Here is a 23,236-nt window from a genome sequence, read left to right as displayed (position 1 = left end):
CACAATCGGATAACCACCCAGATTGAAACGTAACGTTTGCTCTGGGCGGGCGATAGTGAATTGAGGACGGAAGAAGAGTTCATGCGAAGCAAGACTCAGCGAAGCGTAGGACGCCACCGCAAAATCACCACCGCACAGACCGCGAAGGGACGTCTGGCAGTGATGACTGTTGCGGCAGGCGCTGTATCCACCGCAGGCGTTGGCGGCGCAGCAGCAGGTACTATCCAATCCGCTGGCGCCGGGGAAACCAAGGCACAGTCCGTCGACTACACCCTGCAGGCAGATACCGATCCGCTGAAGAACGCGCAGGCTGCCGTCGAAGACGCAGCCCCGCAGATCCTCGCCATCGCCGAGTCCAAGCCGGTCGCCGACTTGGCTACGCAGCTCGACAAGGCCATCCAGGCCGCCGATGCCCGCGCCGCCGCTGATGAAGCTAACCGCGCGCCGACCATCGCCCGCCCCGCAGAGGGCACTTTCACCTCCGGCTTCGGCCCCCGCTGGGGCTCCTTCCACTCCGGCATTGACATCGCAAATGCCGTGGGCACCCCCATCCTCGCCGTTATGGGCGGCACCGTCATCGACTCCGGCCCGGCATCCGGCTATGGCCAGTGGATCCGCATCAAGCACGATGACGGCTCCATGAGCGTCTACGGCCACATGCAGACTCTCGACGTCGCCGTGGGCGAGCGCGTCCACGCTGGCCAGAAGATCGCCGGCATGGGCTCCCTGGGCTTTTCCACCGGTTCTCACCTGCACTTCGAAATTCACCCCACCGGCGAGGGCGCCGTGGACCCGATTCCGTGGCTCGCAGAGCGCGGCATCAACATCAGCTAAGCCACGCTTTTAAAGCCTTCCTCCAGCGCTAAGGCGGTATAGGGCACTGTTGCCCTATACCGCCTTGTGCATTCCCCCACCTTCCACCCCCGCCTGCCCCAACCGTTGACCGGACAGAAAGTTACCCAGTAACTTACTGGGTATGTACCGAAAGATTTCCTCCCTTGCCCTCCGCCAAGGAGGTGACCATGTCCGTCAAACATTCCGTGCTTGCGCTGCTGAGTGAAGAGCCCGCTACTGCCAGCCACATCAAAAACCGCTTTGCCGAGACCTTCGACAACCTCTGGCCGCTCAACATGGGCCAAGTCGCCCAAACTTTGAGCCGCTTGGAGTGCGATGGTCTCATCGCCACCGACGGTGAGCTCACCGGCCCGACCGGGCGGCGCTCCACTAGCTACGCCATCACCCCCGCTGGCCGCGAGGAACTCTCACAGTGGTGGATGTCCACCTTGCACAACGACGCCATCGAGCGCGATGAGCTCGTGCTCAAAGTATCGCTTGCTGCACGACGCTCCGACGTCGACGTCATTGCCGTCCTCGACGCCCAACGCTTCGCCACCGTCCGCCAACTGCGCGAGCTCAACCGTCAGGCCTCTGAGTTGCCTGCGGAACGCAGCGCCCAGCGTTTGGCCGTCGAGCGCCAAATCTTCGACCTGGAATCTCTCTCACGCTGGCTCGACCGCGTGGAATCCCTAACCAACCCAACCACCACCGAGGAGGACCCGCGATGACCCCCAACTCCGCGCCCACGACCCAGCACATGCCGTTTCCTCTCGAGCTCGAAAACATTACCTGCGTCTTCGGCAGCGGTGCCCGCCAGGTAACTGCCTTGGATTCCGTGAACTTGCAGCTGCAGCCGGGCGAACTGGTAGCCGTCATGGGCCCTTCTGGTTCCGGCAAGTCCACCTTGCTCAACGTCGCGGGCTTGCTGCAGCCGCCAACATCAGGGCGCGTGCTTCTCGACGGCGCCGACGCCTCCCAGCTCTCCAAAGCTAAAGCGGCCATCGCCCGCCGCCGCCACTTGGGACTGGTGTTTCAGCACTTCAACTTGGTCTCCTCCCTCACCGTGGGCGAGAACGTGTCCCTGCCCCTCGAACTGGACGGACTTTCGCCTGCGCAGTGCCGCGAGGCCGCAGAGGAAGCTCTCAGTGAGGTCGGTCTCGACGGCACCATCGACCGCTTCCCGGAGGAAATCTCCGGCGGCCAAGCCCAGCGCGTGGCCATTGCCCGAGCGCTCATTGGGCCACGCAAGGTGCTGCTTGCGGATGAGCCCACCGGCGCCCTCGACACCTCGACGGGCGAAGAGATCATGAAGGTCCTGCGCGCGCGTATCGACGCCGGCGCCTCCGGCATTTTGGTTACCCACGAGCCGCGTTTCGCGGGCTGGGCCGACCGTGTCGTCATGGTTCGCGACGGGCGTTTGACCGGCGAGGAGGTGCGTTAGTATGTCCGGCATTAATGCCGCCACCCGCCCGACGAGGCGCGACCTGTGGCGCCACCCGTGGCGCACGCTAGCCGCCGTTTTGCTCATCGCGCTGCCAGTGGCACTCGTGATTGGAATGGCGCTCTTTGATAATTCCTCCGGTCGGCTCTCCGCGGCCTTGAGCTCACCCGAGCGGCAGATCAGCGCCGAGCGCTCGGACATTAGCAACGAAGACGTACCACGCTTGGCTGCCGAGGTGCTTCCTGAGGGCCTCAGTGTCAGCCCGGTCGCCACTTTTTCTAGCACGTCACTAATCCATAATGGGAAGTCAACCAACTCCTGGGTAGATCAGTTCGACGCAGAGAATCCGCCGGAGCCAGCACAGGAGGCCGTCGACAAGTTCAATCTTGGCCCCAACCAGGCAGTTCTATCGCGTTCGACCGCGCGCAAGATCGACGCCTCCGTGGGGGACGTTATCACCGTGCGCACCAACGCCCTCAGCGGTGACCACCAAGCCACAGTTGCGGCCATTGCTCCCGAAAACTATGATTTTGTCACCTCCCCCACCCTCAATGAGGCCCTCAGCGACCCTTCTTTTACAACACGCACCACCTGGGCCATCGTGGGTGATACACCGCTGACCGAGGAGGATGCCGACCGCGCCCGTGAAGCTGGGCTGGAAATCTGGGCAGCGGAGCTGCGAGATACGGACCGCCCCGATTCTGAGCCGGATTCCTTTGGCGGAATCCTGAGCAGTATTCTTTTCGTGCTCTTCTTCTTTGGCCTCTACGCCATCGCCGGATTGCTCATCCTTTTCCTTCTCACGCCCGTCTTCACACTGGCTACCGGACGCAATACACGCCTGTACGCGCTGATGTCGAGCCAGGGCGCACTACCGCGCCACATCATGTTCGCGGTGATGGCTTATGGCCTACTGATGGGGCTTATCGGCGCCACCATCGGCGTGGTTGTTGGCCTGGCAGCTTCGTGGGCGTGGTGGGCAGCCCGCTACCCGGACTTTGCCGCACGCCCGCCCTTCCTAGCTATTGGCCTCGCATGGCTCGTGGCGGTGGCAGGCTGTGTCATTGTCTCCATCGTTCCCGCGTGGTTGGCGCAACGTGGTGCCCTCTCCACTGCAATCCAGGGAGCTGCTCCCGACCGCCTCTTGCGCTTCCGGCGGTGGATGGCCATCGGCCCTGCATTCCTGCTTCTGCTCGTGTTATTCAGCTTCACCCCCTGGGGACAGTACATCCCCACGGTGCTGGCTCTCTTCGGAGTCATCGCGGTTGCCGCGTCTGCCCCGGCCTTGGTCTTCTTGTGCTCCCTGCTGTCGCGCCGCGGCCCCCTCGCGTTGCGTCTGGCTGGACGCGGCCTGACCCGGCGCAGCATGCATGCCTTGCCGACGTCCATCGCTCTCGTTTCAGTTGCCTTCGTAGCCTCCCTGTTTGGTGTGGGCATCATGACGGATAGCGCAAAGACCACCGCCGAAGAAAAGCTCGTCATGCCGCCTACTTCTGCGCTGATTGAGGAGGCGACGTTTGAGCAACCAACGCAGGTGTCCACGCCGGAAGAACGCGCAGCGGTAGAGGCCATCCTGGAGACCACCACTGCCCGTACCTACCCCTTCTACACTTTCCCCTCGTGGACGACGTCCTACAGCCTTCCAGAGGATGGCACTTTTTACGAGCTCACCACCGAGTTTGATTACCAGTGCGAGCAGGTCGATCTCAGCAAGCCGGTTGAGAGGGCAGTGTTCGTGGATAATCAGGGGCGGCGCACCGATGAGTCCGAAGAGGCTCGCCAGGAGTGCGCCCACGAGTTGATGACATCGTTCCCCTATAACCCGCTGATCTATCAAAGCAGGATGGTTCAAACGGATTCTTCCCAGCTCAATCTGTGGCAGTTCGACTCAGAAGAAGATCGACGCGCAGCGGCACAAACGCTGGATGCTGGCGGCATCGTGCTTCCCCACAGCAGCCACGTCGGCGATAAGACTCATGGCACGGTGACCGTAAAATCCTATAACCGCATTGACAGCCAAGAACCGAGCGGGGCACAGGACGCGGATCTGCCGGTTGTGGAGGCACTACCCACCGCGGCCCGCGACGTGGTCTTGATTAGCCAGCAGGCAGCAGAAAAGCTGAACATGGAGCCCTTCTACGTGGGCCAAGCCCTCGCGTTCGACGAGCCACCGAGCGAGTCAGAGCGTGAGGAGCTACAAGACCTGACAGCGAGCGCCTCGCAATCGCAATACTCGCTAAGCTTCGCCGTCTCTACTCCCGAGAGCTTCCGCTACTACCTGGGCCTCGGAATGGGGTTCGTCTGCCTTATCGTGCTCGCGCTCATCATTGCCAACGCAGCGAGCAGCATGCGCCAGGAAAGCACCGTGCTGCAATCCATCGGCGCCCACCCCTCGCTGATGTCCAAGGTGGCAGCATGGCAGACGTGGATGCTGTCTACCGTAAGCATGCTCTTTGGTGTGGTTGCCGGGCATCTCGGCACGTACTTCTTTGCCGATAGCTCAGGATACGTTTTCTCGACGCCGCTCCATGGCTTGCGCCCGCAGGACTACTTCACCCCGGATTGGTGGCAATTCCTCGCTGTGCTCGTCGTGCCGCTGTTGGCTGCCGCCCTCGCGGCTGCGATCAACCGCAGCGACAAGACGGCCCCACTCACCGCGCGGGATCGCAGCGAATCACGTTCCCTAACTTAAAAGCGCTGACCAAGTAGCAGCGCCCACAACCCCAGCGCTCTCGGCTGAAAGATTGGCCGGGAGCGCTGCACTTTTTACCCCCCAAATCTCACCCCCATTCTTTAAACCTCTACTTTACCCCTGTAACAATTTTCACTTCTTTCACATGCGCAACACGCTGGGCTGTTCGATAGTTTTTCGAACAATTCCTGGATTTACCTGCATTTTTAAGCGTTGCGCAGGGCGGTCCCGCGGGATAGTTTGTATCTCGTTGCCACACAGCCTCAGCACTCGGTTGCAACCGCACCGGCGTGTCGCGGGCTGCAAGGCGCACTGCGGCTGATACGGCCGCTCCCCTATTGCTCACAGGCTTCCGCCGCACACCCAGCGGGCCACAGCAGGACTTAAGGACGTGAAGTTATGAAGCGCACGCTCAGCGCACTCGCCGCCGTGGCGGTTAGCACCGCCACCGTGACGACCCCAGCGTTCGCCGCCGAACCGGCAGCAAGCGTGGACGTCTCCGACGGGTCCTCCAAGGACCCGTCCGCTGCCGACGTCGAAGTCAAGGAAGAATCCAAGGCCGACCTCTTCAAAGCCGTCTCGGGGCTGCTCATTTCGACAGCCGGTGCCCTCAACGGGGCATCCGTCCCAGAGGTCAACACCACGCAGGACGGCTTCGAGATCGTCCTCGATCCCTCCAGCATTCCTGGTCTCGCCGAGGCCTTCGCCCCGCAGGGCGATCACTCCGGCCTCACCCCTACTCGCGGCCAGGACGCGGACGGTAACACCGTGGTCTTTCCGACCTCCGGAACTTTCACCTCTGGCTTCGGCCCGCGGTGGGGTTCCTTCCACAACGGCATCGATGTGGCAAACCCCATTGGCACCCCCATCTACGCTGTCATGGACGGCGAGGTCATTTCCTCCGGCGCTGCCCAGGGCTTTGGCAACTGGATCCGCATCCAGCACGACGATGGCACCATCACCGTCTACGGCCACATGCCCAGCGACCAACTGCTGGTCGACGTCGGCGACCGCGTCGAGGCCGGCGACCAAATCTCCGTCATCGGCAACGAGGGCCACTCCACCGGCCCGCACCTGCACTTCGAGGTTCACCCGGGCGGCGGCGCGGCCGTCGATCCGGTGGACTGGTTCAGCGAGCGCGGCATCCTCATCTAAAGCATCAGAGCTTTTCCATCGGCACTCCGCCGATGAGCATGAGGCGAACCTTGCCCGCTGAACCGAAGTCCACGGTGACCGTCGCCCGCGCGCCGGTCCCGGAGGCCTCGATGACCGTGCCCAGCCCGTATTTCGCGTGGTTGACGCGGTCCCCCACAACTAAATTGAGATGGTTATTCTTCGGCATCGACGTTGCCGAGGCCGGCTTGCGCGAGCGCTGCGAAGGGGAAGACGCAGCGCTCCGCGAGCCATAGCCGCCTCCACGGAAGAACCCGCTATCCGAGCCAAAGGTTCGCCCGTATTGGTAGGAATCATCTCCGCCCCACGCGCCAGACAGCGAGCTGTCTGGTTCTTCACGGCGCCAGTCGATGAGGTCCTCTGGGACTTCGGCGAGGAAGCGACTGGCCGGGTTCGTCACCGGGTTGCCCCAGGACGAACGAAGAATCGCGCGCGTGAGGTAGAGCTGTTCCCTAGCACGCGTGATACCCACGTAGGCAAGGCGGCGTTCTTCGCTCAGCTCCTTCGGGTCACCCAGGGAGCGCATGTGCGGGAACTGTCCGTCCTCCCAGCCGGTGAGGAAGACGACGGGGAATTCAAGGCCCTTCGCAGTGTGCAGCGTCATCAGCGTGACCACTCCGGATTCGTGGTCCGGAATCTGGTCCGCATCCGCCACGAGCGAGACCTTCTCAAGGAACGCCTGAAGCGAGCCCGGCGCGGCTTCACCTTCTGCTAGCTCGGGTGCTTCTTCTGCATCCGCACCCATGAATGCCATCTCATTGGCCGCCTCAGAGCTGAACTCGCGGGCCACCGAGACCAACTCGTTGAGGTTATCCAGGCGCGCACCATCCTGCGGATCGTTGGAGTTCTCGAGCTCCGCGCGGTAGCCGGTGGCGTCAAGAAGCGCGTTGAGCAACTCCCCCAAATCCGGCTGGCCCGTCACCTCATTGACCATGCCCGGAATCTGCGCTCGTACGCCTTCCATCATCTCGTTGAATTTGGTTACGGCATTCACTGCCCGCGTGCCGAGTCCGGCTACCTTGCCCTCCGCCGCATCACGGAGAGCAGCACCAAAGCTCACGCCAAGGTTCTCCGCATGCAGGGCGATCTGCGCCTGCGCTTTATCACCAATAGCGCGCTTAGGCACGTTGATAATGCGGCGCAAGCTCACCGTGTCATCCGGATTATCCATGATGCGCAGGTAGGCCACCATGTCCCGGATCTCGCGGCGCTCATAGAAGCGCGTGCCACCGACCACCTTGTACGGGATGCCCGAGCGCACGAAAATATCCTCCAACGCGCGCGAGGCATTGTTGGTGCGGTACATCACCGCAATATCCGAATAAGCCGTGCCTTTATCCGCCAAGGAATCAATTTCCGAGGCGATATACCGTGCCTCATCGTGCTCATTATCCGCCACGTAGCCGACGATCTGTTCGCCCTGGCCGTGGGCGGTCCACAGGTTCTTCTCGCGGCGGCCCTCATTCTTCGCGATGACCGCGTTCGCCGCGTTCAGAATTGTCTGCGTCGACCGGTAGTTTTGCTCCAGCAAAATTGTGTGCGCCTGCGGGTAGTCCCGCTCGAACTCCTGGATATTCCTGATGGTGGCTCCGCGGAAGGCATAAATCGACTGATCCGAATCACCCACCACGCATAGTTCCGGAGCATCCGGCGACAGCTCGCCCCTGCCCACCAAAGCCGAGACCAATGCATACTGCGCGTGGTTGGTGTCCTGGTATTCGTCGATAAGCACGTGCTTAAAGCGGCGACGATAAAACTCCACCACCTGCGGGTGCTGATTAAAGATGCGCACTACTTCCCCGATGAGGTCATCGAAGTCCACCGCGTTCGCCGCGCGCAGGCGGCGCTGATATTCCTCGTACACGCTCGCCACGGTGAGCTCGAAAGGATTCTTCGTCCTCTCTGCCTCCGCGCGCGCCTGCTCCGGGGAGATGAGCTCGTTCTTGCGGTTGGAAATCTGATTAGCCAGAACACGCGCCGAATACTTCTTCAGATCCAGCTGCATGTCCTTCGCAATCATGGTGAGCAGCCGGCGGGCATCATCGCCGTCATAAATGGTGAAATTCGTGTTCAAGCCAGGCACCAGCTGGGCGTTATTGCGCAAGATGCGAACACAAATGGAGTGAAAAGTGGACACCCACATCCGCTCCGCTACGGGGCCGACAAGCTGGCCGACGCGCTCCTTCATCTCCGCGGCTGCCTTGTTGGTAAAGGTAATGGCGAGGATCTGCCAAGGTGCCACCCCGCGCTCCCGCATGAGGTACGCAATGCGGCGGGTCAACACGGCAGTCTTGCCCGAGCCCGCGCCGGCCACAATAAGCAGCGGCGAGCCCGAATGCGTCACGGCCTCTTCCTGCTGCGGATTTAAGCCCTCGAGCAACGGATCAGAGCCCTGACCGGAAGGGGCGTCGACGTTGCTCTCGGGCGCAGGAAACAGGCCGCCGGCGGAAGAATCGGAAGACGAACGGGGGACGAAAGGAGATTTGTTATTCATAATGCTCTCCAACCTACTAGCACCACCGGACATTGCCCCTCACCGCACTTCTGGTCGGCGTGAAAGCTGGTAATTCCCCTTTTCTCCCGGCATGGTGGCACAATCTGATGTCATGAGCTCTTCACATCCTGGCAACGCAGACTCTGGCTTGAGCCCTGAGCACCAAGACCCCAACGTCGTGGACAATGGGCTCGACATTCGCATGCCGTCGGGCACCGATGACCCGCTGAGTGATGCCGAGATTCAGCGCTACCGCGAAGAGATCAACCGCCTCGACCGCGTTATTCTCGACGCTATCAAGCGCCGCACCGACATTTCGCGCACCATTGGTAAGACGCGAATGAGCTCAGGCGGCACCCGTTTGGTGCATACCCGCGAAATCGCGATCCTCAATGAGTTCCGCGACGAGCTCGGGGAGGAAGGCCCCGCCATCGCCTCCGCCCTCCTGCGCTTAGGGCGCGGCAAGCTCGGCTGATCAAACGCCGCACGGACCAGTCCCCAGCACTCGCGCCCTTAAACATACGGTGGGTTAGGCTCGCGCCATGCGCTTTTCCTCTCGCCTGGCTGCGATTCTCGCCGCGGCCACCGCTGCGTCCGTGTTATCCGCCTGCAGCACCTCTTCTTCCGCTGAGACCACCATTTCCACCACGACGCTCGATCTTCCCGCCGTCAGCGACTCCGACCGCAGGCAGGGTTCCGCAGCATCCGGAACAACGCAAGGCTTCGAGGAGCCCCTCGACGGCGATGCGCTCTGGGATAACACCACCGAAATCCCTCAAGCGGAGCGACCGGAGCCCCGACGTAACCTGATAGCTCCTGAAGCTGCCGATTACTTCATGAGCCTGGGGGTGTTGACGCCGGGTGCGCCCATCTACAACGGCACAAACGGTGGCCGGTGCTCCACCGGTCATTTCGCTGGCGATGGGCAGCGCCTCTTTATCCTCACCGCCGGGCACTGCGGGGACACGGGCGACACCTTCTATTATGAGGATCAATCCGGCAGTACGGTAGAGATAGGCCAGATGGTAAAGAAGGCCCGCAACACCAACACCGATAGCATCAACTCGGCCGACATTGCACTGATCGAAGTGTCCAACCCAGCCGCCGAAGTATCTACCGCACCGGCCTTCAATGCGCCTTTGGCCGGTTGGATGAGCCTCGAGGATGTCACGCACAAGAAGCCCACGATGTGTTTTGCCGGTTCCGCGGGAGGCGCTGCCTGCGACGATTTCATTGACCGCTTCGAAAACCAAGGACTCTTCACCTTTGGCAGCGAGAGCGTACCCGGAGATAGCGGCGGTCCTGTCTACGCTTCCATCGACGGCAAACTGTACGCGGTAGGTGTCTTGTCCTTTGGCAACTACGATGATTACACCGGCCCCGAAACTGGTGCCATGGAGATCGGAAACACGATGGAGCAATTCAACCTGAAGCTCTACTCCTAGCTCAACGCAGTACGGTCTTCTGCCTCGGCAGCGAAGGGATTTCTGGACTACGGTGGACACAGTAAGTTTCATGTCTGCTACCTGCCAGAAAGGCTTTTGCAATGGACATCACCGCTCAGCCGCAGTGGGCCGCGCTCACCTCGCTTTTTGAAAGCAAGAAGGACCTCAACCTGCGTGAGCTTTTTGCTAACTCCGCTTCCCGCGCCGCAGACTATTCTTTCGACGCCGCGGGCCTGCACGTGGATCTGTCGAAGAACCTCATCGATGAGGAAGTAGTCACCGCACTGGTGGACCTCGCCCGGGCTGCCGACGTCGAGGGGCGCCGCGACGCAATGTTCGCCGGCGAGCACCTCAACAACACCGAGGATCGCGCCGTGTTGCACACCGCGCTGCGCCTGCCCGTGGAGAAGGACTTGAGCGTCGACGGCCAGGACGTCGCTGCCGACGTCCACGAGGTGCTGGGCCGCATGCGCGACTTCGCCACTGCGCTGCGCTCCGGCAAGTGGCTTGGCCACACCGGACACACCATCAAAAAGGTGGTCAACATCGGCATCGGCGGCTCCGACTTGGGCCCGGCCATGGCCGCGAAGGCCCTGCGCTCCTACGAAGTGGCGGGCATTAGCGCGGAGTTCGTCTCCAACGTCGACCCGGCGGATCTCGCCGCGACTCTCGACGGCCTCGACGCCGGCTCCACCCTCTTCATCGTGGCCTCCAAGACCTTCACCACCCAGGAAACCCTGGCCAACGCTCACGCCGCACGCCGCTGGCTGATTGAGCAGTTTGATGGTGACGAGTCGGCCGTCGCCAAGCACTTCGTTGCGGTGTCCACCAACGCGGAGAAGGTCGCGGAGTTCGGCATCGACACCCAGAACATGTTTGGCTTCTGGAACTGGGTGGGTGGCCGCTACTCCGTCGACTCCGCCATTGGCCTGTCGCTGATGTGCACCATCGGCCCGCTGGACTTCATGCGCTTCCTCGAGGGCTTCCACGCCATGGATGAGCACTTCCGCACCGCGCCCCTGGAGCAAAACGTTCCGGCGCTGATGGGTCTGCTCGGCGTCTGGTACTCCAACTTCTTCGGCGCGCAGACCCATGCGGTGCTGCCCTACTCCGAGGACCTCGGACGCTTCCCGGCCTACCTGCAGCAGCTGACCATGGAGTCCAACGGCAAGTCCGTGCGCCGCGACGGCACCGCCGTGAGCGCCGGGACCGGTGAGATTTACTGGGGCGAGCCGGGCACCAACGGCCAGCATGCCTTCTTCCAGCTCATGCACCAGGGCACCAAGCTCATCCCGGCGGACTTCATCGGCTTTGCCCGTCCGAAGGAAGACTTCCCCACCGCGGACGGCACCGGTTCGATGCATGACCTGCTCATGGGCAACTTCTTCGCACAGACCAAGGTCTTGGCCTTTGGTAAGACGGCAGAAGAGATTGCCGCTGAGGGCGTGGACCCGGCCGTGGTCCCGCACAAGGTGATGCCGGGCAACCGCCCATCCACCACAATCCTGGCGGAGGAACTCACCCCGCAGGCCCTCGGCGCGCTGATCGCGCTCTACGAGCACATCGTGTTCACCCAGGGCATCATTTGGGACATCAACTCCTTCGACCAGTGGGGCGTGGAGCTGGGCAAGCAGCAGGCCAATGACCTGGCACCGGCAGTCTCCGGCAAGGAGGAGGCCGCATCCGGCGATGGTTCCACCGATGCTCTGATCGGTTGGTACCGCAAGCACCGCTAAGCACTGCTTGGCGACGTCCCCCCGGCCGAACGGTCGGGGGTTCACCCGTTTTTGACGCGCAATCGACGTGCGGGATCGCCAACGCCGCGGAGGCCCTGTGGGCGCCCACGTGAGGATTTACCTATCGGGCGGCCCCCGTGGGCTCGCCCGCGTGGCGATTTACCCGCCGGGCGGTCCAAGTCCGCGTTGCGCGGCTTGATACGCAGCCTGGGCGGTTATCGGTTCTCCCCAGGGCGGGATGTAGTCCACATCGCCGCGAATCCTAAACACGTAGCCAGCACCTGTTGGTTTCTCCGGGTCATCGTCATTAATGCCGTTGTGATAGGCGCACAACATGGTCAGATTCGGCGGGTTGGTAGCCCCTCCTGCCTTCCACGGCACGAGGTGATGCACCTGGGCATAATCAGCGGGCTTGTTACAGCCCTTCCTGGCACAGGTGGGATGTTCAGCACTGGCCATGATGCGCTGCTCAAACCCGGCTAAACGCTTCATCCGGTGCAGCCACACCGGCCCGATCGCGGGGTGGATGAGGGTTACGTAGCCGATCTCGGCAAACTTATAGTTCAGAAATTCCGTGCCGGTCATGCGGCCGCCATTGGTCAGCTCAAGGACGATGTCATCGCCGTCGCCGCTCACAATCTTGTCGAGCTTGTCCAAGGTGACAACGACGCTGGTGAGCACGGCTGGTTTGGTTCCGCCATGGGATTTGTTGAAGAAGACGTGGTTGGCTGCTTCCAGCAGGTTGTTCTGGTTGATGGATTCCAGCACGCCGCGCATCTCGGTCACGGTCATGGGGTCATCGGTAATGGTCAGCGAGTGCGGACCATCAGCGCGATAGGTCATGCGCACACCAGGTGTGGGCACGCGTTTGGGCTTGAGCTCTTTTAAGCGCTTGGCCGCCACGGCTGGGATGTTCGGTGCTGGTGTGCCGGCGAGCTTGACCCGTAGGTTCCAAGCATGCAGCTGGTTCTTCAGCTTCTTCGTATAGGACTCAATGAGGCTCAGCGTGGCCAGATCATGGCGTTGTTCGGCGGCTCGGCTGCGGGCAGTGCGTTGCTTTCCCGTGAACTTGGTAGCGCCGAAGTAGATGTGGTTCAAGCCAGCCAATTCGGCGGCATCGGCAGGTGAAGCGCCGAGTGCGCGTAAGCGTTTCTCCCCTCCTACCGCCTGCTCCACCAAAGAAATCCCCGAGTTGCGGTAGGAGAAATAGGTCTCTAAATCCCCCATGACCCAGAACACTAAAACACCCTAGGCAACCCCGCAACCGGAGACAGAGATTTTAGAGCTTGATCATCGACTCCCAGCCAAAGGGGATGTGGTCAGAGTCCACGATCTTGCGGCCGAACGGGAAGCACGTCACCGGGATCATCTTCAGGTTGGCCAGAGCCACCGGGATGCCCACGATGGTCACTGCCTGCGCCGCTGCAGTGGTGACGTGGCCGATGGCCAGCCACAGGCCAGCGACAAGGAACCAGACAACGTTAGAGAACCGAGACATGCCACCGGTACCTTTGACCGGTTGAATGACGGAGCGCCCAAAGGGCCACAGCGCGAAATTCGCCATACGCATCGAGGCCACACCGGCAGGAATCGTCACGACGGGGATGCAGGCCAGGATGCCGAGGAGGAAGTAGCCCAGTGCGAGGACAAGGCCACCAGTTGCCAACCAGATGATGTTCAAAATGATCTTCATGCATCCCAGCCTAGCGACGCGGCTGGCAGTGCGGGCACCACCAGATGACGCGCTCCAACTCTCCTTCATCGCCGCCGGCGTCCACACCACCCAGCGTGGATTTCTCAATGAGCGTGCCGCAGCGCCGGCAGCGCTGACGGTTGCGTCCGAAGACATAGGTGGTCTCCCCTGCCCTTTTCACGCCGGTGGTCACACGTACCGGCGAGTCTCGGTTGGCCCAGATGAGGCGACGGGAGATGGTGAGGATCTGGGGGACGTCGACAAGCGCTACAGGTGTTGCTGGATGAACGCCGGCCAGGAAGCAGACCTCGGCGCGGTATTCGTTGCCCAAGCCTGCCACGTTGCGCTGGTCCAGGAGGGCCGCGCCGATGCTGCGCTCGGGGCGCGACTCAATGCGGTGCACAGCCTCCTCAAAGCCGCCTTCCGCCCATTCTGGCGCGAGGATGTCGGGGCCTAGGTGCGCCATGCGCTGCTCAAACTCGCGGGATGGAAAGACCTCGACCAGCCCTAGCCAGTGCCCCACCAGCTCAATATCACGCGGGGTGTTTTCCATCTGTAGCACCACGCGGGCGCTGTGGCCGGGCTTGCGCCAGCGGTCCCCGGCGTAGTGGATGGCCCACGTGCCTTCCATCTTGAGGTGGGTATGAAGGATGAGCTCACCCCCGAAGTCCATGAAGAAGTGCTTGCCATAGGGCCAGACCTCCTCGCACACCAGCCCGTCGAAACGCACGGTGGCATAGCGCGGCACGCGCAGGGAGGAGGAGGTTACGCGCCGGCCTTCCATGAACTGCAGCCGATTCGACAGCTGCAGTACGGAATCACCCTCGGGCACAGCAGAACCTCCTCACCAAACGGGTGCCTACTCTACCGGCGCATCCTTTCCCGCACCGAATGCCAACGCGCCCGGTTCCCACGGGGTAACCACGTGCTGGCGGGAAAGGTCTTCGATCTTCTTCACGCCGAGCAGCTGGAGGGTGTTCTTGAACTCCTCCGCGAGCAGCTCAATGACGCGGTCGACGCCTTCCTTGCCGCCGGCCATCAGCCCGTAGAGGTAGGCGCGGCCGATGAGGACGAAATCCGCACCCAGAGACAGCGCAATGGCGATGTCGACGCCGGACATAATGCCGGAGTCGTAGATGATCTCCACGTCCGGGCCTACCTCCGCGCGCACGGCCTCAAGGGCTTGGAGGGTGTTGACCACGCGGTCGAGCTGGCGCCCGCCGTGGGAGGAGACCACGATGCCGTCGGCGCCAAGGTCGATGACCTTGCGGGCGTCCTCGGGGTTGACGATTCCCTTGACGAAGAGCTTGCCCGTCCACTGCTTGCGAATCCACGCTAGGTCCTCGAAGTTGAGGCCTGGGTCAAACATGGTGTTGACCAGCTCGCCTAGTGTGCCGGTGGTCGAGGTCAGGGAGGCAAAGGTGACCGGGTCCGTGGTGAGGAAGTTGAACCACCACTCGGGGCGCCACGCGGCGTCGAAGACGGTGCCGGCGGTCAGGCGCGGCGGGATGCGCATGCCGTTACGGGTATCGCGCAGACGCTGGCCCGCCACGGGCGTATCCACGGTGACCACGAGGGTTTCATAGCCGTTGGCGGCAGCGCGTTCGATGAGTTCCTGGCAGGCGGAGTGATCCTTCCACAGGTAAAGCTGGAACCAGCGGCGGCCGCTATTGCCTTGCGACGCCGCGACCTCCTCCACCGAGCGCGTGCCCATCGTGGAGAGCGTGAACGGGATGCCTGCGTCGCGGGCGGCTTGGGAACCAGCGTCCTCGCCTTCGGCATGCATGAAGCGGGTAAAGCCGGTCGGCGCGATGCCGAAAGGCAGGGCCGCGGGCTCTCCGGCGATCTCGGTGCTCAAGGAGATGTCGTGCGCGCCATTGAGCACGTTGGGCATGAGGCGAACGTCGCGGAAGAAATCGCGGGATTCGCGGTAGCTGACCTCATCGCGGGCGGCACCGTCGACGTAGTCGAAGGCAGCCTTGGGTGTGCGGCGCTTGGCAATCTTGCGCAGATCCCACACATCAGCGGCCTCTGCCAGGCGTGCTGTCCGGCGGTCGAGGTTGGGTGCTTCGAACCGCATGAGGTTCTTGAGCTCGGACACGTTGGGCAGTTGGCGCTTTAGCCGCATGGAAACAAGACTCCTTTTCTATTGGGCTATCAGCTTTTGAGGTTAGACCCATGAAAAGCCCGTGGGCTAAATGAAGGTGAATATCATTCAGCGGCGTCGCCGACGCGGGCGAAAACCGCCTGGGCTTCCCGGTGCAGTCGATGGGCCACCAGACTCAGTGGAATCCTCCGGATCATCGAAGGACAGCTCCTCCATCGCCTCGACGGCGCGGCGCCCACCGCGACGTGCGGGACGGTAAGGTTCAGCGGAGCGCGTGGCTTCTCCAGATTTGCCGTGCTGTCCTGCACGGCCGGAAGAGGCGGTGTGGGCAGAGCCAGTAATCCGCACGCCCTTCGGGGTCAGTGCCGCGCCCAGTGCGCGCAGCTCACCGCCCAGCTTCGACTCGAAGATGGGCCGCCCGTTCGCTTTCTCAATGACCAGCTTGTTCAAGCGCCCGGCGGCCACCAGCTCGTTGAGGCCTGCAAGCACTGCGGCTAGTACCTCGGTGCGCTCGATTCCCTCGGGCAAAGCGTTGAAGAACGTGGTCAACGTCTTTCCGCCCCGGGTCAGGTGAGCCACCGGCAGTCCATCCATGAGCACCACCAAGGCACCCGCGGCGCGGGTGGGGCGGGCCGCGGATTCGCCGGCATCGGTAGTGGGCCAGGGCAGCGCCGCACCATAGGGGTTGGCAGGGTCGGTCGCGGCCAGGACATAGGCCTGCGGCTCGCGGGTTCCGGAGGGCCAGCCCGTAACATCGGGGGAATCATCCACCCCGCGCAGGCGATCGATGACCGCAGGCGTGGAGAACTGCGCCGCGCCCAAGCCCTCAATGACGTAGCCGCGCATCGCCTTGCCGGATTCCTCGAAGCCGGAGAGCACCTTGTAGGCCAAGGCGAAGCCGCCGAGGACATCCTCGGCCACCACAGACCCGCGGGTAAGCACGCCGTAGCGGTCCAGCCAGGCCTCGCCGTGCGCGATGGAACGCGAGGTTGCGTCCGTAGCAGCTGGAACGGAGAGCGACCAGCGTCCCACCACGTCCGGTGCGGTCGGTGTACCGGAAGCATTGTGTGCTTGCGCAAAGGACGTGCGCCCCATGCGCAGGCGCGAGCGCGTTGGCCGACGCCGCGCGCGATGCGCCGTACGCCCGGCACGCCCACCTGCTGCCAGGTGGGCCCGGATAGGAGCGAAGGAATCGGGGCTGACCAGACCTGCTTCCACCAAGCCCCAGAGCGCCTCCCGGACCTCCTCGGGTGTGCCGCTGAGCTGCGGTTGAATATCGGAGATGAGGTAGCTACCGCCACCTTGCAAAGCCTCCAGCAGCTGGGTCTGCAGCATGGACACGCCCGCCTCTTCCGCAGAGACCTGCGGGGCGAGCTGCGCGGCATAATCCGCCGGCAACAGCATGATCCACGGGTCGTTGGAGCCAGCCTTGCCCGCGCCCACGATGAGGACCTCGCCACTGGCGGTGAGCTCATCGAGCATCGTCGGCGAATAATCCCCTACACGCGCAGGCAAGATGAGGCTCTCCCAGGCGGAGGCCGGCAGGCGCACGCCGGCCAGCTGCTCGATGACGGCGAAGACGCCGTCCACCCCACGCAGCACCGGGCGCCGGCCCACCGCCGCCACCTGCTGCCAGTCCGGCAGGAAACGCCCGAAAGCTGCGGGCGAAACCGGCTGCGTGGCCGCCCGGGCAGCCGCCAGCGAGCGCGAGCGGATGACCTTGAGCACTTCTGCCGCGCAGTACTCCTGTTCCTCCACGCCCTGCCGGTAGTGCCCCGCCAAGATGGAATCCAGACCGTTCAGCGTGGAATGTGCCACTGCGGCTGACAGGCCAAAGGCTTCCTGCACATCGCGCGCCACAAACGGACCGCGCGTGCGCGCCCAGCGGCTGACCAGCTGGTCCACGGCGTCGGTAATCGTGGCCTGCTGGGCGGGGATGCCGGGTGGGACGGGGATGCCGAGGCCGTCGCGAAGCAGCGGCGCATCGAGTGCTTGGGCCACGTGCTCGCGGCCGTTGATGCGCACCCGCATGATGCGCGCGCCCAGCGCATCGAGTGCGCGCAGAGGCACCGTGGCGTGCGCACCAAACTCCTCGACCGGGATGGGGCCCAGCACGCGCAGGAGGTCCGCGACCTCCTCGGTGGTGCGCGCCTGGCGTTCCAGGGTGGTGCGCTGTAGCTGGGCATGGACCTCGGCGATGATGGAGCCGTCGAGAAGCTCGCGCAACTCCACCGTGCCCAAAAGCTTCGCCAACAGCGCCGGGTCCAGCGCCAGGGCCGCCGCGCGCTTTTCCGCCAGGGGCGAGTCCCCCTCGTATATGAATGCGCCGGTGTAGTTGAACAGCAGCGAAGATGCGAACGGCGAAGGCTGCTCCGTGGTGACCTCCGCGATGCGCACGCGGCGGTGCGCCAGCTCCCGCATGACCTCCGTCAACGCCGGCAGGTCGTAGACATCCTGCACGCACTCGCGCACGGTCTCCAGGATGATGGGGAAAGAGGGGTAACTGCGGGCGACGTCGAGAAGCTGCTCCGCGCGCTGGCGCTGCTGCCACAACGGCGCGCGCTTGCCGGGGTTACGCCGCGGCAGAAGCAGCGCTCGCGCCGCGCACTCCCTAAACCGGGAGGCAAAAAGCGCGGAGTTGCCTACCTGCTCGGTGACGATGTCCGCGATCTCATCGGCGTCGAAAAGAAAGAGCGCCGCATCCGGATCCGCCTCCCCCTGCGGCAGGCGCAGCACGATGCCGTCATCGCCCGCCACGGCCTGGGCATCCATCCCGGTGCGCTCCGCCACGCGCTGCCCCACCGCCAGCGCCCACGCCGCATTCACCGGCCGGCCAAACGGGGTGTGCAACAGCACGCGCCAATCCCCCAGCTCGTCCGTGAAGCGCTCCAGCAGCAGCGTCTTTTCATCCGGGATGATCCCGGTGGCCTCGTTCTGCTCCCGCAGGTAGGCGGCGATATTGCGCCGCGCATTCTCATCCGCACCGCGCACCACCGACGGATCCGCGAGCGCCTCACGCCGGAATGCACCCAACGCCTTGCCCAGCTCATAGGGACGCCCAGCTTGGTCACCGTTCCAGAAAGGCAAACGCCCGGTGTGCCCCGGCGCGGGTGTCACCAACACCTGGTCGCGCGTGATCTCCTCCACACGCCAGCTCGTCGCACCGAGGGTGAAGATATCCCCCACCCGGGTTTCATAGACCATTTCCTCATCGAGCTCACCCACGCGGCGCGGCGCGGAACCAGCCTCACCAGTACCCACCAGGAAGACGCCGAACATGCCGCGGTCCGGGATGGTGCCGCCGTTGGTCACCGCCACGCGTTGCGCGCCGGGGCGCGGGGTGAGCACGCCCGTCACGCGGTCATAGACCACCCGGGGTTTGAGCTCCGCAAAATCCGTCGACGGGTACACACCACTGACCAAGTCCAGAACGGAGTCGAAGACCTCGCGTGCTAGGTCCTTATAGGGCCAGGCGCGGCGCACGGTGTCGTACCAACTGTCGGCCTCGAGTCCCTCGCTCGTGCCCGCGCTTGCCGACGCCACCACCGCCGCCACCGTCTGCTGTGCCAAGACATCCAACGGGTTGCGCGGGGAGTGCATCTCCTCAATGAGGCCCTCCTCCATGCGGGCTACGGTGAGTGCTGATTGCACGAGGTCCGCGCGGTGCTTGGGATAGAAGGAACCGTGGGAGACCGCGCCGACGGAGTGCCCGGCGCGGCCCACGCGCTGCAGGCCGGAGGCCACCGATGGTGGGGATTCCACCTGCACCACTAGCTCCACCGCGCCCATGTCGATGCCCAGTTCCAGCGAGCTCGTAGCCACCACGGCTTTGAGCGTGCCTTCTTTGAGCATGGTTTCCGTCAACGCGCGCTCATCCTTGGACACCGAACCGTGGTGCGCGCGGGCAATAACCGCAGGAGCCTTCCCGGCGACGTCGACCTGCTTCATCAGCTGGGCCGGGTCGCGCCGGGTCGCTGGGCTCAAGGACTCCGGATCGTGCTCCTGGGCATAGAGCTCGTTAAGCCGGCTGGTGAGCCGCTCGGCGGTGCGGCGTGAGTTGACGAAGACGAGAGTGGAGCGCTGCTCCATGACCTCGGCGTAGAGCTCTTCCTCGATGAAGGGCCAGATGGACTTCGCCGTGGGCAGGGCGGAGTCTCCTACCCCGCCCTCTTCCTTGCGTTGCGCGTTTACGCGCAACGCGTCTTGGGGGCCTTGGGTGATGCCAAGGGGGTCGTCGACAGTCGCCTCCCCGATGGGCGAGCCTTGCTCCGGGGTGGGCAGGTCCGACATGTCCTCGACCGGCACGTGGACGTCGAGCTGCCAGCGCTTCTTGGCGGGCGGTGCGATGATGTCGACGGGACGGTCGCCGCCCAAGAAGTTGGCGACAGCACTCAGCGGGCGCACCGTGGCGGAGAGCCCAATGCGCTGAAACTCCCCGGCGATGAGCGCGAGGCGTTCCAAAGTCAGGGCCAGGTGCACTCCGCGCTTGGTGCCGGCCAGGGCGTGGATCTCATCGATGATGACAGTATCCACGGTCTTCAGAATCCCCGCCGCTTTGGAGGTAAGCATGAGGTATGCCGATTCCGGCGTGGTGATGAGGATGTCCGGGGGCTTGCGCACTTGGCGGGCACGCTCGGCTTGCGGGGTATCGCCGGAGCGGACTCCCACAGTGATATCCGGCACGTCGAGGCCTAGGCGCTCAGAGGTGCGGGCGATGCCGTTGAGCGGGGCGCGCAGATTATTCTCCACATCCACGCCCAAGGCCTTTAGTGGTGAGATATACAGCACTCTCACGCCATCATGAGCTCCCTCGCGGGAGGGCTCAGTACTCAGCGGCAGGGCGGTCTGGCCTTCGCGCTCCACCAAAGAATTCAGCGCCCACAAAAATGCCGCGAGCGTCTTACCGGAACCGGTTGGTGCTACAACCAGTGCGTTCGCGCCGCCGGAAATCGCCTCCCACGCCTGCTCTTGGACCGGGGTGGGGGCAGCAAATACGTCGGCGAACCAGCCAGCAACCTGCGGGCGGAACTTCGCCAGAACGTTTTTGGACATGCCCTACTGTATCGCGCGCGCTAATCTGGTCACTATGACCGTTGAGATTTCTGATTCCCGTCTAACCAACTCCCTCGCCGATGGCTGTGGCGAGATCCTCAAAGGCGTGCGCAACGGTGGCCTGCTGCGCGGCTTGGCGCTGGGTGATGCCGGCGATGAAGCCGCTCAGGAATGGATCGCCCGCGTCCTTGAGCAGCACCGCCCGCAGGATGGCGTCCTGTCGGAAGAGGCTGCCGATGACTTGAGCCGCTTGAAGAAGGAACGCGTCTGGATCATTGACCCGCTCGACGGCACCAAGGAGTTCGCCACCGGCCGCCAGGACTGGGCCGTTCACATCGCGCTGGTCGAAAACGGCACCCCTACCCACGCGGCAGTCGGCATGCCAGACATGGGCGTGACCTTTAAGTCTTCCGAAGTGCGCGCGGTGACCGGCCCGCTGTCCAAGAAATTCGTGGTTTCCCGCAACCGCCCGCCGAAGGTGGCGGATTACGTCGCGGAGAAGATGGGCTTTGAGACGGTCGGCGCGGGCTCCGCAGGCGCGAAGGCCATCCACGTGCTGTTGGGTGACTATGACGGTTATATCCACGCCGGCGGTCAGTACGAGTGGGACCAGGCCGCCCCGGTGGGCGTGGCCTTGGCCGCGGGCCTGCACTGCTCGCGCCTGGACGGCTCCCCCATCAAGTTCAACAATGAGGACACCTTCATTCCGGATCTTTTAATCTGCCGCCCCGAGCTAGCAGACGAGATTCTGGAGCACGCCGCCGCCTACGCGGAGGCCAACGGCGGGTACTAGGTTTCTTGTGTGGGGTTCCCCTCCTACGCAGCGCCGCTAAGTCAAAGTCCCAACTCGTCTGCAAGACGAGCAACCATTCGAGCATGAAACTCGTGGTAGTCATTTAGTGTGTCTTTGCCGAGGTAACCGAAAACCTCGGCATTAATCACGCCAATTATCTGTATCCACGCCTCAAGCGCCTTTTCCATGACGTCAGCGGGAAGTTCCACATCAAGCTCATCAGATGCCGCCGCAAGGTCTTGCGAGAGCTGAGAGGAACGCGGTTCTAACTCTTTAACCGAGGTCTCAGTTAACAAAACGGCTAGTCGCCGACTAACTTTTGTACCCGCACCCGTTGTTTCTGAGGCGGGCGCTTCGTATCCAATGATGGGCGTGCCGTAAATAAGCGCCCACCTTTGAGGAAATTTCAAAGCCCACATCCTCATAGCGGCCACAAGGCTCACGAATTTAGCTCGCGTCCCAGTGGCCGCACCCACTCCTTGGGCAACGGCGCCATCGAGCGCTTCAAACGCATCGATAATCAGCATCGTTAATAGGTGGGCCCTGTCGGGCACATAGCGGTAGATACCCGAAGAAACTATCCCCAAATCACGAGCAATTGCACGCAGATTCAAGGCTTCTGGGCCACCTGCATCAAGCTGCTTTCGTCCGAGCTCAACAATGCGCGACATCGTCTCTTCGCGAGCACGCGCTCTTGGTGTCATCGACATATGAAAACTATATCAACACAAAAGAGAGCACTGCTCTTGACGGTAGCCGAGTGCACCTATAGCCTTAGAGAGCACCAGTCACTAATAAGAGTGGAGGACACTCAATGCACTTTCTCATCACCGGCGCGGGCCCCGTTGGCCGTGCACTATCACGTGAACTCGCAAAAAGAGGGCACACATGCACAATCATGACGCGGCGACAGCCCCAATTCGCCACCAGTGAAAACGTTGATTTCAAGAAGGGCGACGCAACATACAGTGACGCCTACCCAGACCAGATCGACGGCATTGCCCACTGCATCCACGCCCCATATGACGCACAAAAGTGGCGCGACCTACTCATTCCAGCTGAAGAAACCGTGCTGAAGGTAGCCACCCAACTAGGCATCCCCGTCGTCTTCCCCGAATCGATGTATGGGTTCGACCAGACTTACGAGGTGATTTCGCCTGATACTCCCCTCACCCGATCTCGCAATGGAAAACCCGGTGTTCGAGCGACCCTAATCGAGAACCGCTTAGCCTCCCCCTCGCGCACTACCTCGGTAATCGCGGCCGATCTGTACGGACCAGATGCCGGCCCCGGATGCGTCTACCATCAGCTCATCATTGGGAAGAAGCGTCCCCTTGCTCTTTTTAACGCACACGCTAAACACTCGGTCACGTATCTTCCAGACTTTGCACGAGCGTTGGCAGACGCACTTTTAGATGATTCGACACCCCCAATAATTTCCACACCTTGCGCTCCCGCTCTGACTCAAGCTGAGTTTGCTCGACGTGCCGGATGCCAACACTCCCCCATCACTATTCACCCATGGATGCTGAAAGTAGCTGGCGTTGCCAGCACGGGCCTCCGAGGACTGAAAGAAATGAGATACCTGTGGGACCGTCCCTCAATTCTTACCGGCGCCACGTCCTCATGGCAGGCGACCCCAACCGACGAGGCTCTAGAGGTTATTTATCAAGCCCAGCTGTCGAAATAACAAATCTCATCACCAGTACCCCTACCGCTCTACCTAAGATTTCTCCAACGTGAGGTTGCCCGCAAATCGTGGACACGTAGTGG

General features: G+C 62.8%; 17 protein-coding genes. 10 read left to right on the top strand and 7 right to left on the bottom strand.

Annotated elements, in window-relative coordinates; translation table 11 throughout:
- Positions 1–81 precede the first annotated feature (81 nt).
- The 5 genes from HMPREF2526_RS02150 (at position 82) to HMPREF2526_RS02130 (ending at position 6,125) form a co-directional block, all read left to right on the top strand.
- Positions 82–834 (top strand): M23 family metallopeptidase, encoded by a 753-nt coding sequence (locus tag HMPREF2526_RS02150; RefSeq protein WP_046646979.1) that lies wholly within the window; start codon positions 82–84, stop codon positions 832–834.
- A 188-nt stretch (positions 835–1,022) separates the two neighbouring features.
- Positions 1,023–1,565 (top strand): PadR family transcriptional regulator, encoded by a 543-nt coding sequence (locus tag HMPREF2526_RS02145; protein WP_070545562.1) that lies wholly within the window; start codon positions 1,023–1,025, stop codon positions 1,563–1,565.
- Entirely contained in the window at positions 1,562–2,278 is a 717-nt protein-coding gene (locus HMPREF2526_RS02140; RefSeq protein ID WP_049154178.1) for an ABC transporter ATP-binding protein, read from the top strand. Before HMPREF2526_RS02145 ends, HMPREF2526_RS02140 begins: the two co-directional genes overlap by 4 nt.
- A 1-nt stretch (position 2,279) precedes the next feature.
- Positions 2,280–4,970 (top strand): FtsX-like permease family protein, encoded by a 2,691-nt coding sequence (locus HMPREF2526_RS02135; protein ID WP_070545558.1) that lies wholly within the window; start codon positions 2,280–2,282, stop codon positions 4,968–4,970.
- A gap of 399 nt (positions 4,971–5,369) precedes the next feature.
- A complete protein-coding gene (locus tag HMPREF2526_RS02130; protein ID WP_046646982.1) occupies positions 5,370–6,125 on the top strand; it encodes a M23 family metallopeptidase in 756 nt (251 codons plus the stop codon).
- A gap of 4 nt (positions 6,126–6,129) precedes the next feature.
- Here the strand turns inward: HMPREF2526_RS02130 and pcrA are convergent, their stop codons facing one another.
- Complete coding sequence (gene pcrA, locus HMPREF2526_RS02125) at positions 6,130–8,637, bottom strand: DNA helicase PcrA (RefSeq protein ID WP_070545556.1); 2,508 nt, start codon at positions 8,635–8,637, stop codon at positions 6,130–6,132.
- 112 nt (positions 8,638–8,749) lie between these two features.
- On the opposite strand from pcrA, the gene HMPREF2526_RS02120 reads away from it, so the two are divergent.
- The 3 genes from HMPREF2526_RS02120 (at position 8,750) to pgi (ending at position 11,818) form a co-directional block, all read left to right on the top strand.
- Complete coding sequence (locus HMPREF2526_RS02120; RefSeq protein WP_070510536.1) at positions 8,750–9,112, top strand: chorismate mutase; 363 nt, start codon at positions 8,750–8,752, stop codon at positions 9,110–9,112.
- Positions 9,113–9,179: 67 nt separating this feature from the next.
- Positions 9,180–10,082 (top strand): trypsin-like serine protease, encoded by a 903-nt coding sequence (locus HMPREF2526_RS02115; protein ID WP_046646986.1) that lies wholly within the window; start codon positions 9,180–9,182, stop codon positions 10,080–10,082.
- Positions 10,083–10,183: 101 nt separating this feature from the next.
- On the top strand, positions 10,184–11,818 hold the full coding sequence (gene pgi, locus HMPREF2526_RS02110; protein ID WP_070545555.1) for a glucose-6-phosphate isomerase: 1,635 nt from the start codon (positions 10,184–10,186) through the stop codon (positions 11,816–11,818).
- 159 nt (positions 11,819–11,977) lie between these two features.
- Here the strand turns inward: pgi and HMPREF2526_RS02105 are convergent, their stop codons facing one another.
- The 5 genes from HMPREF2526_RS02105 to HMPREF2526_RS02085 all read right to left on the bottom strand — a co-directional run bounded on the left by HMPREF2526_RS02105 (position 11,978) and on the right by HMPREF2526_RS02085 (position 20,670).
- Complete coding sequence (locus HMPREF2526_RS02105) at positions 11,978–13,045, bottom strand: HNH endonuclease signature motif containing protein (protein ID WP_246819844.1); 1,068 nt, start codon at positions 13,043–13,045, stop codon at positions 11,978–11,980.
- Positions 13,046–13,097: 52 nt separating this feature from the next.
- A complete protein-coding gene (locus tag HMPREF2526_RS02100; RefSeq protein WP_049155174.1) occupies positions 13,098–13,511 on the bottom strand; it encodes a YccF domain-containing protein in 414 nt (137 codons plus the stop codon).
- A gap of 10 nt (positions 13,512–13,521) precedes the next feature.
- The gene (locus HMPREF2526_RS02095; protein ID WP_070545550.1) at positions 13,522–14,343 is read right to left on the bottom strand and encodes a DNA-formamidopyrimidine glycosylase family protein; all 822 of its coding nucleotides are present in this window, start codon (positions 14,341–14,343) and stop codon (positions 13,522–13,524) included.
- Positions 14,344–14,370: 27 nt separating this feature from the next.
- On the bottom strand, positions 14,371–15,639 hold the full coding sequence (locus tag HMPREF2526_RS02090) for an alpha-hydroxy acid oxidase (RefSeq protein WP_070545548.1): 1,269 nt from the start codon (positions 15,637–15,639) through the stop codon (positions 14,371–14,373).
- Positions 15,640–15,726: 87 nt separating this feature from the next.
- Positions 15,727–20,670, bottom strand: coding sequence for an Lhr family ATP-dependent helicase (locus HMPREF2526_RS02085; RefSeq protein WP_070545547.1), 4,944 nt, complete (start codon positions 20,668–20,670; stop codon positions 15,727–15,729).
- A 34-nt stretch (positions 20,671–20,704) separates the two neighbouring features.
- Here HMPREF2526_RS02085 and HMPREF2526_RS02080 point away from each other — a divergent pair, with 34 nt between their 5' ends.
- The gene (locus HMPREF2526_RS02080; RefSeq protein WP_187357582.1) at positions 20,705–21,463 is read left to right on the top strand and encodes a 3'(2'),5'-bisphosphate nucleotidase CysQ; all 759 of its coding nucleotides are present in this window, start codon (positions 20,705–20,707) and stop codon (positions 21,461–21,463) included.
- Between the two features lie 41 nt (positions 21,464–21,504).
- On the opposite strand, the gene HMPREF2526_RS02075 is transcribed toward HMPREF2526_RS02080, so the two are convergent.
- Positions 21,505–22,173 carry a TetR/AcrR family transcriptional regulator gene (locus HMPREF2526_RS02075; protein WP_049155183.1) on the bottom strand — a complete coding sequence of 223 codons (669 nt, stop codon included), beginning with the start codon at positions 22,171–22,173 and terminating at the stop codon, positions 21,505–21,507.
- Between the two features lie 104 nt (positions 22,174–22,277).
- Between HMPREF2526_RS02075 and HMPREF2526_RS02070 the strand changes: the two genes are divergently transcribed.
- A complete protein-coding gene (locus HMPREF2526_RS02070) occupies positions 22,278–23,153 on the top strand; it encodes an NAD-dependent epimerase/dehydratase family protein (protein WP_049155185.1) in 876 nt (291 codons plus the stop codon).
- The last annotated feature ends 83 nt before the right edge of the window (positions 23,154–23,236 follow it).

Origin of the sequence: Corynebacterium sp. HMSC070E08, from assembly GCF_001808895.1 — a bacterium.
GTDB classification, from domain to species: domain Bacteria; phylum Actinomycetota; class Actinomycetes; order Mycobacteriales; family Mycobacteriaceae; genus Corynebacterium; species Corynebacterium hiratae.
The sequence above is the reverse complement of the archived record's forward strand: the minus strand, read 5'-3'. Positions and strand labels throughout refer to the sequence as shown.

Bases quoted from the DNA above. Each gene is read 5' to 3' on its own strand.
- HMPREF2526_RS02140 (WP_049154178.1), top strand. From the start codon at position 1,562: ATGACCCCCAACTCCGCGCCCACGACCCAGCACATGCCGTTTCCTCTC.
- HMPREF2526_RS02070 (WP_049155185.1), top strand. From the start codon at position 22,278: ATGCACTTTCTCATCACCGGCGCGGGCCCCGTTGGCCGTGCACTATCA.
- HMPREF2526_RS02100 (WP_049155174.1), bottom strand. From the start codon at position 13,511: ATGAAGATCATTTTGAACATCATCTGGTTGGCAACTGGTGGCCTTGTC.
- HMPREF2526_RS02120 (WP_070510536.1), top strand. From the start codon at position 8,750: ATGAGCTCTTCACATCCTGGCAACGCAGACTCTGGCTTGAGCCCTGAG.
- HMPREF2526_RS02145 (WP_070545562.1), top strand. From the start codon at position 1,023: ATGTCCGTCAAACATTCCGTGCTTGCGCTGCTGAGTGAAGAGCCCGCT.
- HMPREF2526_RS02150 (WP_046646979.1), top strand. From the start codon at position 82: ATGCGAAGCAAGACTCAGCGAAGCGTAGGACGCCACCGCAAAATCACC.
- HMPREF2526_RS02135 (WP_070545558.1), top strand. From the start codon at position 2,280: ATGTCCGGCATTAATGCCGCCACCCGCCCGACGAGGCGCGACCTGTGG.
- HMPREF2526_RS02085 (WP_070545547.1), bottom strand. From the start codon at position 20,670: ATGTCCAAAAACGTTCTGGCGAAGTTCCGCCCGCAGGTTGCTGGCTGG.
- HMPREF2526_RS02090 (WP_070545548.1), bottom strand. From the start codon at position 15,639: ATGCGGCTAAAGCGCCAACTGCCCAACGTGTCCGAGCTCAAGAACCTC.
- HMPREF2526_RS02130 (WP_046646982.1), top strand. From the start codon at position 5,370: ATGAAGCGCACGCTCAGCGCACTCGCCGCCGTGGCGGTTAGCACCGCC.
- pcrA (WP_070545556.1), bottom strand. From the start codon at position 8,637: ATGAATAACAAATCTCCTTTCGTCCCCCGTTCGTCTTCCGATTCTTCC.
- pgi (WP_070545555.1), top strand. From the start codon at position 10,184: ATGGACATCACCGCTCAGCCGCAGTGGGCCGCGCTCACCTCGCTTTTT.
- HMPREF2526_RS02075 (WP_049155183.1), bottom strand. From the start codon at position 22,173: ATGTCGATGACACCAAGAGCGCGTGCTCGCGAAGAGACGATGTCGCGC.
- HMPREF2526_RS02105 (WP_246819844.1), bottom strand. From the start codon at position 13,045: ATGGGGGATTTAGAGACCTATTTCTCCTACCGCAACTCGGGGATTTCT.
- HMPREF2526_RS02080 (WP_187357582.1), top strand. From the start codon at position 20,705: ATGACCGTTGAGATTTCTGATTCCCGTCTAACCAACTCCCTCGCCGAT.
- HMPREF2526_RS02115 (WP_046646986.1), top strand. From the start codon at position 9,180: ATGCGCTTTTCCTCTCGCCTGGCTGCGATTCTCGCCGCGGCCACCGCT.